Origin of the sequence: Azospirillum sp. TSO5, assembly GCF_003116065.1 — a bacterium.
Lineage (GTDB): Bacteria > Pseudomonadota > Alphaproteobacteria > Azospirillales > Azospirillaceae > Azospirillum.
On sequence record NZ_LGQY01000128.1, the window covers coordinates 56,137 to 70,451 of the forward strand.

Consider the following 14,315-nt stretch of genomic DNA (forward strand, 5'->3'; position numbering starts at 1 on the left):
GGGACTTCGCGCATGTCCGAACTTCAGGACGCCGTCTCCCGCCGTCGGACCTTCGCCATCATCGCGCACCCCGACGCCGGTAAGACCACGCTCACGGAAAAGCTGCTGCTGTTCGGCGGCGCCATCCAGATGGCCGGTGCCGTCAAGGCGCGCGGCGAGCAGCGGCGCGCCAAGTCGGACTGGATGAAGGTGGAGCGCGAGCGCGGCATCTCGGTGACCGCCTCCGTCATGACCTTCGATTTCGACGGGCGTACCTTCAACCTGCTCGACACGCCGGGCCACGAGGACTTCTCGGAGGACACCTATCGCACGCTGACCGCGGTCGACAGTGCGGTGATGGTGATCGACGGCGCGAAGGGCATCGAGGCGCAGACGCTGAAGCTGTTCGAGGTCTGCCGTCTGCGCGACGTGCCGATCATGACCTTCTGCAACAAGATGGACCGCGAGGCGCGCGATCCCTTCGACCTGATCTCGGAGATCGAGAGCGCCCTGGCGCTGGAGGTCACGCCGGCCAGCTGGCCGATCGGCATGGGCCGCGACTTCCTCGGCTGCTACGACCTGATCCGCGACCGGCTGATCCTGATGGACCGCAGCAAGGGCGACGAGATCGACGAGGGCATCGAGTGCAATGGGCTGGACGATCCCCGTCTGGACGAGTTGCTGCCCGCCCACGCCGTCGCCAAGCTGCGCGAAGAGGTCGAGATGGCGCGCGGCCTGATGCCGGCCTTCGATCTGGAGGCCTATCGCGCCGGCCATCTGACGCCGATCTATTTCGGCTCCGCCATCAACAATTTCGGCGTGCGCGAGCTGCTGTCCGGTCTGGCGGAGAACGCCCCGCCGCCGCGTCCGCAGCCCGCCGATCCGCGCACCGTCCAGCCGGACGAGGAGAAGGTCACCGGCTTCGTGTTCAAGGTCCAGGCCAACATGGACCCGAACCACCGCGACCGCATCGCCTTCGTCCGCCTCTGCTCCGGCCGCTACAAGCGGGGCGCCAAGCTGAAGCACATCCGCTCGGGCAAGCTGATGGCGGTGAACAACGCCGTGCTGTTCCTGGCCCGCGACCGCGAGGTGGCGGAAGAGGCGTGGCCCGGCGACATCATGGGCATCCCCAACCACGGATCCTTGCGCATCGGCGACACGCTGACGGAGGGCGAGGATCTGCGCTTCACCGGCGTGCCCAGCTTCGCGCCGGAACTGCTGCAGCGCGTCCGCCCGGACGATCCGATGCGGGTGAAGCACCTGCGCAAGGCACTGGAGCATTTCGCCGAAGAGGGCGCCTCCCAGGTGTTCAAGCCGCTGACCGGTGCCGACTGGGTCGTCGGTGTCGTCGGCCAGCTGCAGTTCGAGGTTTTGGCTTCGCGCATCGAGGCGGAATACGGCATCGCCGCCCGATTCGAGGGTGCCGGGCTGGACGCTGCCCGCTGGGTCGAGACCGACGACAAGGTCCAGTTGGAGAAGTTCATCGAGCTGAACCGCTCGGCGCTGGCGGAGGACCATGACGGCGCCCTGGTGTTCCTGGCCCGCAATGCCTGGCACCTGAACCGCGCGCAGGAGGATTTCCCGGCGCTGCGCTTCCTGAAGACCCGTGAGCAGAACCGCAAGGTCCACACGGCCGCATGATATCGACGCCCGCCCATACACCCGTTGGCGCGGGCGGGCGTCCTTTCAAGAGAAAAACCTGCAAGGGCTTTCCAACCGGACTGACGGCTTGACGGCGTCGGTCCGGTGGCGGACCTTGTGCGGGTGCGTGTGATGGTTTCGACACTTAAGTGATGGCCTCCGTCGGACGGGTATGGTCGGAAAAGAGGCGGACATGGCAACGGGATTGGACGAGCTTCTGGATAGCGGCGGGTTCATACCCCATGGGGTCTGCCTGCTCTGGCGCCCCGATATCCTGATGCTGCATGTCGGGTCCGACATTCTGATCGGCCTGTCCTATTTCTCCATCCCGGTGGCGCTGACCTATTTCGTCATGCGGCGCCGCGACGTGGCCTTCGGTTGGGTGGCGCTGCTGTTCGCGCTGTTCATCATCGCCTGCGGCACCACCCATTTCCTGTCGGTCTGGACGCTATGGACTCCCGACTATGTGCTGGAAGGGCTGGTGAAGTTCATCACCGCCTTGGCCTCGCTGGCGACGGCGGGGGCACTCTGGTGGCTGATGCCGCGCCTGCTGGCCCTGCCCAGCCCACGTGAACTGGAGGCCAGCAACCGGGCGTTGGCGCTGGAGGTGGCGACACGGCGGGAGATGGAAACCCGCTATTCCGGCTTCTTCAACAATCTGGCCGAGGCGCTGTTCATCGTCCAGGTCCTTCCGGACGGTGATTTCGCCTACGAGGCGATCAACCCGGCGCTGGCGCGGATCGGCGGCCTGGACCCTGAGCAATTGCGTGACCGCCGTGTCCGGGATGCTGTGGCGCCGGAGTTGGCCAATCTGGTAATTCCCCGGTACACCGCCTGCCGCGATAGCGGTAAGACCATTGATTACGAAGAAACGCTGGACATGCCGGCCGGTCAGCGCGTCTTCCACACCATACTGGTGCCGGTGAAGGACGCCGCCGGACGGGTGATCCAGATCCTGGGCAGCGGCCGTGACGTGACCGAGCGCAAACGCCTGCAGGAGGAGGTGGTCCAGACCTCCAAGCTGGCGACGCTGGGCACGCTGGCCGCCGGTATGGCGCACGAGATGAGCCAGCCGCTGAACGTCATCCGGCTTTGGACCGAAAACACCCTGAACCGCCTGCAGGAAAATCTGCTCGAACCGGCCCGTGCCGAAAAGGCCTTGAAACTGGTGATCGAGCAGACCGAACGCATGGGCAAGCTGATCGATCATGTCCGCACCTTCGGCCGGCGGGATGGCGGCGGCATGCGGGCCTTCCAACCCGCCAATTGCGTGCAGAGTGCTGTCGAGCTTGTGCGCCATCAATATGCGCTGGAAGACATCGAGATCGTCGAAAGCGCAGGCTCGGCGCAACTGCCGGTAACCGGACGCCCCCTTGAATTGGAGCAGGTGATACTCAACCTTTTTTCGAACGCGCGCGATGCTATCGTCGCGCTTCGTGCAAATGGTGGGAAGGCGGGACGCATCATGGTGGCAGTCGGCGACGACCCGGACAGTCAGAGCGTGGTCATCCAGGTGACCGACGACGGCGGCGGCATCGACCCCACGGTGTTGCCGCAGATCTTCGATCCCTTCTTCACCACCAAGGAAGTCGGGAAGGGATCCGGCCTTGGCCTGTCGATCGGCTACGGCATCATCGACGGCATGGGCGGACGGATCGAAGCCCGCAACGTTGAGATGGAGGACGGAAGCCGCGGCGTCCGCTTCAGCATCACCCTGCCGAGCCAGCCGGTCTCCTCATCCGACAGGGAGTTCTCGCATGCCTGATCCGTTGCACATCCTGATCGCGGAGGACGAGGTGCTGGCGGCGATGGCGCTGGAGGATTTCCTGACCTTCAAGGGCTTCCGCGTGACTGTCGCCGCCAATGGCGTGGAGGCGCTGGAGCGCTACGCCAATGAGCGGGTGCACGCTTTGGTCACCGACCTTCGTATGCCGCGCATGGACGGCCAGACGCTGATCCGGGAAATCCGCGAACGGGATGCCACCCTGCCGGTGGTGGTGATGACCGGTTACCTGACCCAGGACAGCGACCTGAAACACGAGCGCTGGAAGCCGCTGGAGATCTTCAGCAAGCCCGTGAATCCGCGCACCATCTGCAACACGCTGCATCGCATGCTGGGTCTGCCGCAGGAGGCGTGAGCGGGTTCGCTCAGTCCTCCAGCGGTTCGACGTCCACACTGACGGTCAGGCCATGGCCGGCCCCGCCGACCAGGACGCCGCGGGCCGGGCTGACATCGTCGTAATCGCGCCCCCAGGCCACGGTGATGAAATCCCGATTGGCGACGCAGGCGTTTGTCGGGCAGATGTCGAGCCAGCCGGCGGCGATCCCGCACCAGACCGATGCCCAGGCATGGCTGACGTCGGCGCCGACCAGCCGCGGCTGTCCCGGCGGGGGCAGGGTGCGCAGATAGCCGGAGACATAGCGTGCCGGCAAGCCGACGGCGCGTGCGCAGCCGACGGCGATATGGGCGAAGTCCTGGCAGACGCCGCGACGGTTGCGCATCACCGCCGCCAGCGGCGTCGCCACCGTTGTCGCGGTGGGGTCGAAGGCGAATTCGCGGTTGATGCGGTTCATCAGGTCGATGGCCGCCGCGACCGCCGGGCGGCCGGGGGTGAAGCTTCCCCGGGCATACTCCAGCAACTCCGGGCTGGAAGCGACGAGTGCGCTGTCGAAGCAGTATTGCGTGATCTCCGCCCCGTCGTCCGGCCCGGTCAGACCGCGCAGGCTGTCGCGCACCTGTTCCCACGGCTGCGATTCGTTCGGAGCCAGCGCCGGTGGCTCGAACACCTCCACTTCGCTTTCGGCGATCACGGAGAAGGTCCGGTGCGGTTCCTGAACCGCGACATAGGTGACGGTGTTGCCGAAATAATCCACCCGCTCCGCCCGCACCGCCGGGACCGGATCGATGGTCAGCAGGCTGCGCCGGATGCGCTGGCGCGGGTGCGGCCGGGCGCTGAGATGCAGCAGATGGTGGGAAATCGGCACATCCTCGCCATAATCGTAGGCGGTGGCGTGGCGCACGCGATAGCGCGTGGAAAGGCCGCCACTGCTGGCGGAGGGGCCGGGAGCGGGGGAAGGGGGCGTCATCGCGTCAGGCCGATCGTGCGAAGGCATGGCTGAAATAGGCGTGCGCCAGGAAGTTGGAGACGTCCGGCAACGACATCGCCAGCGTGTCGAGCAGCGTGCGCAACGCCTCGCCGGACGCCATCGCGTCGGTCCGTTCCAGGCTGTTGCGCGCGGCGGCGACGATGGCCAGCGCGCCGCCGGTCGGGTCCGTCCCGGTGCCGACGCCCTGGCTGGGCAGCGCCCGCATGTGGCGGTCCAGCGCCGCAAGCTGGAAAGCCAGTGCGCGCGGATTGGCCTCCTCCCCCAGCAGCAGGTCGAGCACGGGTGTGCGCAGCACGCTGGTCAGGTGGCGCGCGCGGTAGGTCATCACGCTCTCGCCCAGTTCCAGCAGCACCGACAGGGTGGCGGCCTGCACCGGCTCGTCCTCTCGGTCCAGGTCGGCGACATGGACCCCGCGCATCAGCGCGATCATGTGCAGCGAGCGTTCGATCCGCCGTCCGATGTCGAGGAAGCGCCAGCCGGCGCCCCGCGTCATGCTTTCCTGCTCGAGGCCGGAAAAGGCGGCCAGCGTGATCATCACGTCGTCCAGCCGCAGCAGCAGCGAGGCCGCGTCCATCCGACCCTTCGGCGGCTGGGTCTGGCGGTCGATCGCCGACACCACCCGCCACATGTCCATCGACAGGCGGTCGCGCACCGAATAGGCGGTGCGGTGCAGGCGCAGCACCTGGGAGCGCAGGCTGTTGGGATGGTCGGGGTCGGTCACCGCCGCGTGCAGCGCCTCGCGCAGGCCGCGGTTGGCGCCGCTCTCCGTCACCCGCGCCATCTCCGCCGGAATCATGCTCTGCGAACTGAGCAGGTCGAGCAACGGGCGAAGCTGCAGGGTGGCGCCCGGCATGTTGCTGTCGATCAGCCGGCTCTGGGTGGCGCGCAGCAGGCGCAAAGCGCCCTCCGCCCGCTCGGCATAGCGGCCGAGCCAATAGAGGCCGTCGGCGACGCGGCTGGGCAGGTCGTTGGCGGACGGGCGGGCACCGCTCGCCGTCGGCTCCGTCGCCAGGGCCGGGCGCGGCTGGGTGGAGGAGACGTCGGCCCGGCGCGGCGCCAGGATCCAGGTGTCCTTGCTGCCGCCGCCGCTCTGCATCGACACCACCAGCCGGCCGGATTCGCTCGACACGCGGGTCAGGCCGCCGGGCATCACCGCATAGCCGCCGCTGGGGGTGGCGCAGAGGAAGACGCGCAGCACCAGCGGGCGCGGTTGCAGCCGGCCATCCTGCCAGACCGGCGCGGTGGAGAGCGCCATCTGCTCCTGCGCCACGAAATACCAGGGTCGGCGCTTGATCCGCTCGACAAGGACGGAGCGCTCGGCAGCCGACAGCTGGGCGCCGAAGATCGGCTCGAAGGACAGCGACGGGAAGGCCGGCTTGACCACCAGCCCGTCGAGATGGTCGATGACGTAGGCGCGTTCCGCGTCGTTGCCGCACCACCAACTGGCGACGCCGGGCAACCGCAGCTCCTCCCCCAGCAGATGGCGGCAGAGCGTCGGCAGCGACGACTTCATCGCCATCGATTCCATCAGGCCGGAACCCAGCGCGTTGGCCATCACCACATTGCCGGCCCGCACCGCCTCGATCAGCCCGGCGACGCCGAGCGAGCTGTCGGCCCGCATCTCCAGCGGATCGGCGAAATCGGCGTCGAGCCGGCGCAGGATCACGTCCACCTGCTCCAGCCCCGACAGGGTCTTCAGATAGACCGTCCGGTCGCGCACCGTCAGGTCCGCCCCCTCCACTAGCGTCAGGCCGAGGTAGCGGGCGAGATAGACATGCTCGAAATAGGTTTCGTTGTAGGGACCCGGGGTCAGCAGGACCACGCGCGGAGCCCGTCCGCTGCCGGCGCCGCCGTTACGGGGCGCGATCGAGAGCAACGTCTCCTTGAAGGTGTCGAAGAAGCCGGTCAGCCGCTCCACCTGGCAATGGCGGAAGCTGTCGGGCAGCACCTTGGCGATCACCGCGCGGTTTTCCAGCGCATAGCCGCTGCCGCTCGGCGCCTGGGTGCGGTCGGACAGCACCCACCAGCGCCCGTCCGGCGCGCGGGCAAGGTCGACGGCGTAGAAGTGCAGATGCACGTCGTTCGGAACCCGGATGCCGTGGACCGCGCGGCGGAAGCCGGGGTCGGCATGGATCACCGACGGCGGCAGCCGGCCGTAACGGGTCAGCGTCTGCGGCCCGTACAGGTCGGTCAGGATGGCGTTCAGCAGCGACGCCCGCTGGATCAGCCCCGATTCGATGGCCTTCCATTCATGGGCCGGCAGCAGAAGCGGCATCATGTCGAGCGGCCAGGGCCGCTCCATCCCATTGGGATCGCCGTAGATGTTGTAGGTGACGCCGTTCTGGTGCAGCAGCCGCCGCGCCTCCTCCCAGCGCTGCGCCATCTGTTCGGCGTCGAGGGGGCCAAGCGTGCTCATGAAGGTCTGCCAGTGCGGCCGAAGCCGGCCCTGGCCGTTCACCATCTCGTCATAGACCTGGCCCGAGCCATAGCCGATGGCGTCGGCCTCGCCGAACAGCGATCCCTGGGTGAAGGGAACCGGCGGCATCCCGGACGGGATCACGGATGCCGGCGCGCGGAATGGCTGGTCGGATTGGGACAAGGTCGGACTGGTGCGTATTGCCTATGAAGGAAGCAACAGTCTGAACGTCCCCGCCCGGTGATGCAAGGCTGGCTGCCGGCCGATCCATCCGAAAGAGGAAAGATTCCGCCCATATCCGTTCGCAGCCGCCTGGGCCATGGGCGACCCTTATGAATGAAAAAAGCCGGAGCGCCGCGGATGGCGACGCTCCGGCTTGCCGGATGCAGCGGAGATCCCGGAAACGGTCAGAGCGTCTTCAGGTATTCCACCAGCTGCCAACGCTGGTCGTTGGTCAGGCCGGCGCCGAATTCGTGGCCGCTGTTGTGGTTGCCGGGCTTGGTCGTGTCATAGACGAAGGTGGCATCCTTGGCGGAGGAATCCACGCCGACCTTGACCGGATCGATGGAGGTGCTGCCCATGCGGAAGGTCACCGACCGCTGGGACGCCGGCAGCAGCATCTCATACAGGTTTGGCACCGACCCGTTGTGCATGAAGGGCGCCGTAGCCCACACGCCGTCCAGTGGACGCGCCTTGTAGGCCAGCAGCTGCTTGATGGTGCCGGCCAGCGCCTCCTCGTCGGCGGTCGCCCCGCCGGAGGTAGACTTCGCCGGAGCGGCAGCCGCCTTCGCCGCACGGCCACCGGCGGGAACCGCGCCGACGGTCGGCTTGCTCTCGCCGCGGCCGGTCAGGGCGGCGATCACCTTCTGGTGGTCGGCGGTCATCTTGGCGCCCGGCTTCACGAAGGGCGTGGTGTCGAGCGTGCCGCCCTTCGTCTGCGATTCGGGCGACCAGCCAGCCGGCGCGCTGGCGGTCAGCCACGGCGCCGGGGCATTGTCGCCCTTCAGCAGGTCGGCCAGCAGGCCCTGTTCACGCACCAGATCGCCGAAGATCGCGCCGATCACCGCGTTGGACAGCAGATTGGCCGCCAGATCCGGGTTCTTCAGCGGCTTGCCGCCCAGCAGCTGCGGCGGCATGGCGACGTTGGCGAGGACGCCGGTATCGACCTGACGGCACAGCGCATCGACCGCCATCTTCGGGTCGGCGGCATAGTTGACCGTCACCATTCCGGCGGAGACGGCGGCATCGACGCCCTTGGTGCAGATCGTGCCGAAGGCCGCGATCACCGCCTTGGCATCGTCAGGCTTCGCCCAGTTGAACAGCGGCACCATCTCGATCGGCGCGGTGGTGTAAGTCTCGCCGCGCGGCAGGACGGCGTGGCAGCTCTGGCAGCTTTCCTTGTAGATCGTCTCGCCGGCCGCCGCCTTGACGATGTCGACATCGCCGGCAAGGCTGTCCGGCCACACGGGCGAGCGCAGCTTGCGCAGCTGGTTTTCCATGTCGACCAGATTCCGGCCCCGCACCGTCGACTTGTAATAGTAGTGCGCGGCGTCGGCCGGCGGCTTCAGCGCCACCTTGCCGAACACGCCCAGCACCTCGCCGGCGTTGCGGCCCAGCGCGTCGAAGGCGGTGGCGTTCGGCAGCAGGCCGTTCCACTGCACCCGCGGCTGGTGCGGCGCATCCCACAGGTAAGGATAGCTGACCGGGGCATTCGGCGCGCGGTTGTTCTTGGGCAGGTTCAGGTCGATCGCCGAAACCCGGTTGAAGATCATGCCGAAGGCATCGGTGCGCATCGACCCCCAGGGCGTGTCCGGGGTGCTGGCCGCGACGAAGGCGGCGAAGGACTGGTCGAAGGCCTTCAGGTCGTTGTACAGCGCCAGCTTCTGCTGATCGGTGGCGCCGGCGCCCAGCACGCGGGCGGCGAAGGGCTGGAAGGCCGCGTCGCTGGTCACTGTGGTGTGGACCGCGCCGCTCAGCCCGCTGATGAAGCCATAGAGGTCGCCGGTGGTGACCGCGCCGTCGATGCGCATGGTCTTGCCGTTCACCGTCACGTCGCCGGTGTGGCAGGCGGCGCAGGTCATGCCGAACCAGGCGGTCTTGTCGGGATCGGTGTCCTTGACGAAGCCGACCGGCAGCAGATCGGGATTCCAACTGGCGGACGTGTTGGCGGCATAGCCGTAGCGGGTGATGCTCTTGACGAAGGGCTGCTTGGTCTGCGGATCCTCCAGCGCCATGAACCAGTCATAGCGCATGATCTGCGAGCCCTGGGTGGTGGTGTAGTACCACTGGCGGGCTTCGTCGGACCAACCCTGGTCCAGGTACCACAGGCCGTTGACCTGCACCGGCGGCTTCACCGGCACCGGACGCGGCGGCTGCGGCGGCTCGGCGCAGGAGCTGAGCAGCAGCGCAGTGGCCGCCAGCGTCGCGTAGAAGGGCAGCTTCATCCCTTTTATTCCCTCATCTGGTGTGTGGCGCTTTGGCCTTCGACCGATGAGGGTAAATTCGATAACCGTTATACGGGTAGTGCTATCGCGTTATGACGCTGAAAAATGGATGACGGACCGGTCATGGACCTGTCCTCCTCTCTGGCGAGAGAGGAGGACGTCACCAGTGGACCAGCCGGCGTTATCCCCGCCGCAGATCCAGGGTCATCGGGAATTGCGGGTTGCGTTCCTCCGCCGGGGCGTCCATCGGGCCGGGGGTGTGGCCGAAGGGGAAGAAGCGGGCCAGACGGCGGCCCTCCGCCTCGTTGGCGTTGACCGGGAAGGTCTCGTAGTTGCGGCCGCCCGGATGCATGACGTGATAGGTGCAGCCGCCGATGGACCGGCCGGCCCAGCTGTCGAGGATGTCGAAGATCAGCGGGGTGTGGACGGGAATCGTCGGATGCAGGCAGGAGGGCGGCTGCCACGCGCGATAGCGCACACCGCCGACGAACTCGCCCTCCACCCCGGTCGGGATCAGCGGCACGCGCCGGCCGTTGCAGGTGATGACGTGGCGGGCGTCGATCAGGCCGGTGACACGGACCTGCACCCGCTCCACCGAGCTGTCGACATAGCGCACCGTGCCGCCGCCGCCCGGCTCCTCGCCCAGGACGTGCCAGGGCTCCAGGGCCATGCGCAGTTCCATGGTGATGCCGCGCTGGCTGACATGGCCATAAACCGGGAAGCGGAAGTTGAAGTGCGGCGCGAACCAGTTGTCCTCCAGCGGATAGCCGTGGTCGCGCAGGTCCTGCAGCACGTCGGCCATGTCCTGCTGAACGAAGTGCGGCAGCATGAAGCGGTCGTGCAGCTCGGTGCCCCAGCGCACCAGCTTGCCCTTGTAGGGGTGCTTCCAGAAGCGCGCGACCAGCGCCCGCATCAGAAGCTGCTGGGTCAGGCTCATCTCCGCGTGCGGCGGCATCTCGAAGGCGCGGAACTCGACAAGGCCGAGGCGGCCGGTGGAGCTGTCCGGCGAATAGAGCTTGTCGATGCAGAACTCCGCCCGGTGGGTGTTGCCCTGCACATCGACCAGCAGGTTACGCAGCACCCGGTCGACCAGCCAGGGAGGGCAATTGCCGCTCGCCGCCGCCTGATCGATCTGGTTGAAGGCGATCTCCAGCTCATAGAGCTGGTCGTCGCGTGCCTCGTCCACGCGCGGGGCCTGACTGGTCGGGCCGATGAACAGGCCGGAGAAGACGTAGGACAGGGCAGGGTGATTCTGCCAGTAGGTGATCAGGCTGCGCAGCAGGTCGGGCCGGCGCAGGAAGGGACTGTCGGTTGCGGTGGCGCCGCCCATCACCACATGGTTGCCGCCGCCGGTGCCGCAATGGCGCCCGTCGATCATGAACTTTTCCGCCCCCAGGCGGGACTGGCGCGCATCCTCGTACAGGGCGATGGTGTTGCGCACCAGATCGTCCCAGCTGTGGGCGGGGTGGATGTTCACCTCGATCACGCCGGGGTCGGGGGTGACGGCCATGGAGTTCAGGCGCGGATCCTTCGGCGGCTGATAGCCTTCGATGACCACCGGCATCTCCAGCTCGACCGCCGTCGCCTCGATCTCCGCCAGCATCGCCAGATAGTCTTCCAGCGTGCTCATCGGCGGCATGAACAGGTGCAGGCGGCCGTTGCGCGCCTCGCAGCTCAGGGCGGTGCGCACCACCCACCAGGCCGACTTGCCTTCCTCCGGCAGTTCGTCGCGGATCTCCGCCATGATGCGCTGGCGCTGGGCGATCCGCTTGTCGGTGTGGACGCCACGGTCGGATTCCTGGACTGCACCGCGGATCTCCTGCCGGCGCTGCACCGGATGAGGAGGAAGCGGGCCGCGATCCTCGAACGGGTCGGTCTCCCAGGCATAGGGATAGTCGGACTTCGACACCCAGGGCAGCGAGCCCAGCGGCAGGCGATAGCCGACCGGACTGTCGCCGGGGATCAGCAGCAGCTTCTCCTGGCGCAGCGGCCATGTGCTGGACAGCCAGACCGGCCCTTGCTGGGTCATGCGCCGGTTGATCGGCATGACGAAGCCCACCGGCTCGTTCAAGCCACGGGTGAAGACGCGGGTCAGCCGCTCCCGTTCCTCCTTGTCGTCGAGCTTGCTGTTCAGCGGATCGACATTGACCGGAAGCTGCGATTCCTTGCGCAGATAGTGCCAGGGGTCCTCATAGGCGCCGAGCACGAGGTTCGGGTCGAGGCCCAGCCTTTTTGCCAGCGCCATCAGGAACACGCCGGCATCCTGGGCGGTGTGGCCGTAGTCGGTGACCTCGCGCGCCAGCAGGTCGCGGTTGGCCCACAGCGCCTCGCCGTCGCGGCGCCAGTAGAGCGTCATCGCCCAGCGCGGCAGCGATTCGCCGGGATACCATTTGCCCTGGCCGAAATGCAGCAGGCCGCCGGGAGCGAAGCGGGCCATCAGCCGGTGGATCAGGTCGGCAGCCATCTTGCGCTTCTGCGGACCCAGCGCGGTGGTGTTCCACTCGGCGCCGTCCATGTCGTCGATGGAGACGAAGGTCGGCTCCCCGCCCATGGTCAGGCGGACGTCCTCGGCCTTCAGATCCTCGTCGACCCGGTGGCCCAGCGCTTCGATCGCCGCCCATTGCTGCGGGGTGTAGGGCTTGGTGACGCGCGGCGCCTCGTAGATGCGGGTGACCGACATCTCATGACCGAATTCGACCTCCGCCTCGTCGACGAGGCCGGAGATGGGGGCGGCTGAGGAGGCGTCCGGCGTGCAGGCCAGCGGAATGTGCCCCTCGCCGGCCAGCAGGCCGGAGGTGGGGTCCAGCCCGACCCAGCCGGCCCCGGGCAGGAACACCTCCACCCAGGCATGCAGGTCGGTGAAGTCGCTCTCCGGACCCGACGGACCGTCCAGCGCCTTCTGGTCAGCGGTCAACTGGATCAGGTAGCCGGAGACGAAGCGGGTGGCCAGACCCAGATGACGCAGGATCTGCACCAGCAGCCACGCCGAATCGCGGCAGGAGCCGGTGCGCCTGGTCAGCGTCTCCGCACAGCTCTGAATGCCGGGCTCCATCCGGATGACATAACCGATGTCCTGCTGCAGCCGCTGGTTCACCGCGACCAGGAAATCGATGGTCGGCGTCTTGTCCCGCGGAATGTCCTTCAGATAGGCGGTCAGTTCCGGCCCGGGCTCCTCCGTCTCCAGGTACGGGCGCAGCTCGCGCAGCAGCCAGTCTTCGTAGACGAAGGGGATGTGGCTCGCCTTCTCCTCCAGGAAGAAGTCGAAGGGGTTGATCGCGGCGATCTCGGCGACCAGATCGACCTCGACGATGAACTCGCGCGTCTTTTCCGGGAAGACGAAGCGGGCCTGGAAGTTCGATTGCGGATCCTGCTGCCAGTTCAGGAAGTGCTGTTTGGGCGTGACCTTCAGGGAATAGCTGAGGATCGGTGTCCGGCAATGGGGCGCCGGCCGCAACCGGATGATCTGTGGGCCGAGCGACACCGGCCGGTCGTAACGATAGATCGTCTTATGGTTCAGCGCGACGTGGATCGCCATGGAAAACCCCGCCTCATGCCTGTTCGATGATGTTCGCGCCCCGGTTTGGTCCAGGGTCGCCGATGCAACGGTAACACCGTTGAATCGGACCCGACAGAGCGCCCCGGCACCGATCCTACCGCAGTTGCGAAAAAGTCACGAAGTTGCGGATGACGCGCGCTGCGGCTTTCTTCCGTTCGCGTTACCCTTTATATCCTAAGCGATCGGAGTATCGCGGCGGCGGGAACTCGCGTCTGGATGGTGTCGGTGGCGGCTTCTTCACTCATGGGCGGCAACCGCGGTGCGGGCGGTTCGGGCGATACCGGCCCCGGCGGCGCCGGACGGGGCGTCGTCACCGGAAAATACTTCAATTTCAAGCCACTGCCTCCGTCGGCCGACATTCTCGGCAATCCGCTGATCGTCCCCAACCTGCCGACGCACAAACTGCCGAAGGAAACCTTCGGCAGCCGTGTGAAGCGGTTTTTCGCCCGCATGAACCTCGGCAGCCAATCGGCCGACACTAAGCTGCGTTGGAAGCTGCACGACACGATCCAGGCGACCATGGCCTCGCTGTCGCCCGCCGTCACGCTGGTGGCCGAAAAACGGGCGCCGGCGAAGAACAGGAAGCTGTCTGTTCCGGTCGTCGTCGTGCGTCATCCCTATCACCTGCGCCATGTGTTCGAGATGCTGCCGACCATCCCCGACAGGTTCGCGGTGGAGCGGCGCTTTCTCGAACTGCTGATGACCCGTGCGCTGAAGCGGTACGGCGAGCAGATGGCCCTGATCAAGGGCAGTGCCTTTTCCTTCGAGCATGAGGCACGGGAATATTTCTTCGCCGGATTCCGCCTGGAAAAGCAGATCAAGAAGGTCAACAATCCGGACGAGCGGTTCGCGGCGCTGCAGGCAATCCACACCAACTATTTCCATGGCCGCAACTATTATTACTATGCGCTGCTGCGGCGGGAGAAGCTGGCACCGGACAACAAGCTGTTCATGCTGTTCGCCCGCGCGGTCTATTTCATGGCGCGGATCGACTGGAATGGCGAACTGCTGGAAAAGCCGAATCCGCGCATGTTGCCCAGCCGCGACGACATGCTGTTTTTCGTGGAGCGTGACAAGTCGGTCGTGACGCGCTATCGCAGCGACCAGGATTTCCAGCGTCAGGTCAAGGCCGTGCTGGAGGCCTTCCCCGCTTCGTGACGTTCCGCTTCCT

At 66.8% G+C, this 14,315-nt stretch carries 8 protein-coding genes; 4 read left to right on the forward strand and 4 right to left on the reverse strand.

All coding sequences use genetic code 11. From position 1 onward, the window contains the following. Nucleotides 1-12: 12 nt before the first annotated feature. The 3 genes from TSO5_RS27420 to TSO5_RS27430 all read left to right on the forward strand — a co-directional run bounded on the left by TSO5_RS27420 (nt 13) and on the right by TSO5_RS27430 (nt 3,758). Nucleotides 13-1,620 (forward strand): peptide chain release factor 3, encoded by a 1,608-nt coding sequence (locus TSO5_RS27420; protein WP_085089362.1) that lies wholly within the window; start codon nt 13-15, stop codon nt 1,618-1,620. Between the two features lie 193 nt (nt 1,621-1,813). After that, on the forward strand, nt 1,814-3,385 hold the full coding sequence (locus tag TSO5_RS27425; protein ID WP_109154580.1) for an ATP-binding protein: 1,572 nt from the start codon (nt 1,814-1,816) through the stop codon (nt 3,383-3,385). Next, a complete protein-coding gene (locus TSO5_RS27430; protein WP_109154581.1) occupies nt 3,378-3,758 on the forward strand; it encodes a response regulator in 381 nt (126 codons plus the stop codon). The genes TSO5_RS27425 and TSO5_RS27430 overlap by 8 nt, the downstream gene beginning before the upstream one ends. A gap of 10 nt (nt 3,759-3,768) precedes the next feature. Here TSO5_RS27430 and TSO5_RS27435 read toward each other — a convergent pair whose 3' ends face one another. The 4 genes from TSO5_RS27435 to TSO5_RS27450 form a co-directional block, all read right to left on the reverse strand. Beyond that, nucleotides 3,769-4,707, reverse strand: a complete 939-nt coding sequence (locus TSO5_RS27435) for a transglutaminase family protein (RefSeq protein WP_109154582.1) — start codon at nt 4,705-4,707, stop codon at nt 3,769-3,771. Between the two features lie 4 nt (nt 4,708-4,711). Then, nucleotides 4,712-7,273, reverse strand: coding sequence for a circularly permuted type 2 ATP-grasp protein (locus tag TSO5_RS27440; protein WP_109154583.1), 2,562 nt, complete (start codon nt 7,271-7,273; stop codon nt 4,712-4,714). 278 nt (nt 7,274-7,551) lie between these two features. Further along, nucleotides 7,552-9,588 (reverse strand): di-heme-cytochrome C peroxidase, encoded by a 2,037-nt coding sequence (locus TSO5_RS27445; RefSeq protein WP_109154584.1) that lies wholly within the window; start codon nt 9,586-9,588, stop codon nt 7,552-7,554. 181 nt (nt 9,589-9,769) lie between these two features. Further along, complete coding sequence (locus TSO5_RS27450; protein WP_109154585.1) at nt 9,770-13,123, reverse strand: transglutaminase family protein; 3,354 nt, start codon at nt 13,121-13,123, stop codon at nt 9,770-9,772. A 237-nt stretch (nt 13,124-13,360) separates the two neighbouring features. Between TSO5_RS27450 and TSO5_RS27455 the strand changes: the two genes are divergently transcribed. Next, nucleotides 13,361-14,302 carry a hypothetical protein gene (locus tag TSO5_RS27455; RefSeq protein WP_109154586.1) on the forward strand — a complete coding sequence of 314 codons (942 nt, stop codon included), beginning with the start codon at nt 13,361-13,363 and terminating at the stop codon, nt 14,300-14,302. Nucleotides 14,303-14,315: the final 13 nt, after the last annotated feature.

Bases quoted from the DNA above. Each gene is read 5' to 3' on its own strand.
- TSO5_RS27455 (WP_109154586.1), top strand. From the start codon at position 13,361: ATGGTGTCGGTGGCGGCTTCTTCACTCATGGGCGGCAACCGCGGTGCG.
- TSO5_RS27430 (WP_109154581.1), top strand. From the start codon at position 3,378: ATGCCTGATCCGTTGCACATCCTGATCGCGGAGGACGAGGTGCTGGCG.
- TSO5_RS27420 (WP_085089362.1), top strand. From the start codon at position 13: ATGTCCGAACTTCAGGACGCCGTCTCCCGCCGTCGGACCTTCGCCATC.
- TSO5_RS27450 (WP_109154585.1), bottom strand. From the start codon at position 13,123: ATGGCGATCCACGTCGCGCTGAACCATAAGACGATCTATCGTTACGAC.
- TSO5_RS27435 (WP_109154582.1), bottom strand. From the start codon at position 4,707: ATGACGCCCCCTTCCCCCGCTCCCGGCCCCTCCGCCAGCAGTGGCGGC.
- TSO5_RS27440 (WP_109154583.1), bottom strand. From the start codon at position 7,273: ATGCCGCCGGTTCCCTTCACCCAGGGATCGCTGTTCGGCGAGGCCGAC.
- TSO5_RS27425 (WP_109154580.1), top strand. From the start codon at position 1,814: ATGGCAACGGGATTGGACGAGCTTCTGGATAGCGGCGGGTTCATACCC.
- TSO5_RS27445 (WP_109154584.1), bottom strand. From the start codon at position 9,588: ATGAAGCTGCCCTTCTACGCGACGCTGGCGGCCACTGCGCTGCTGCTC.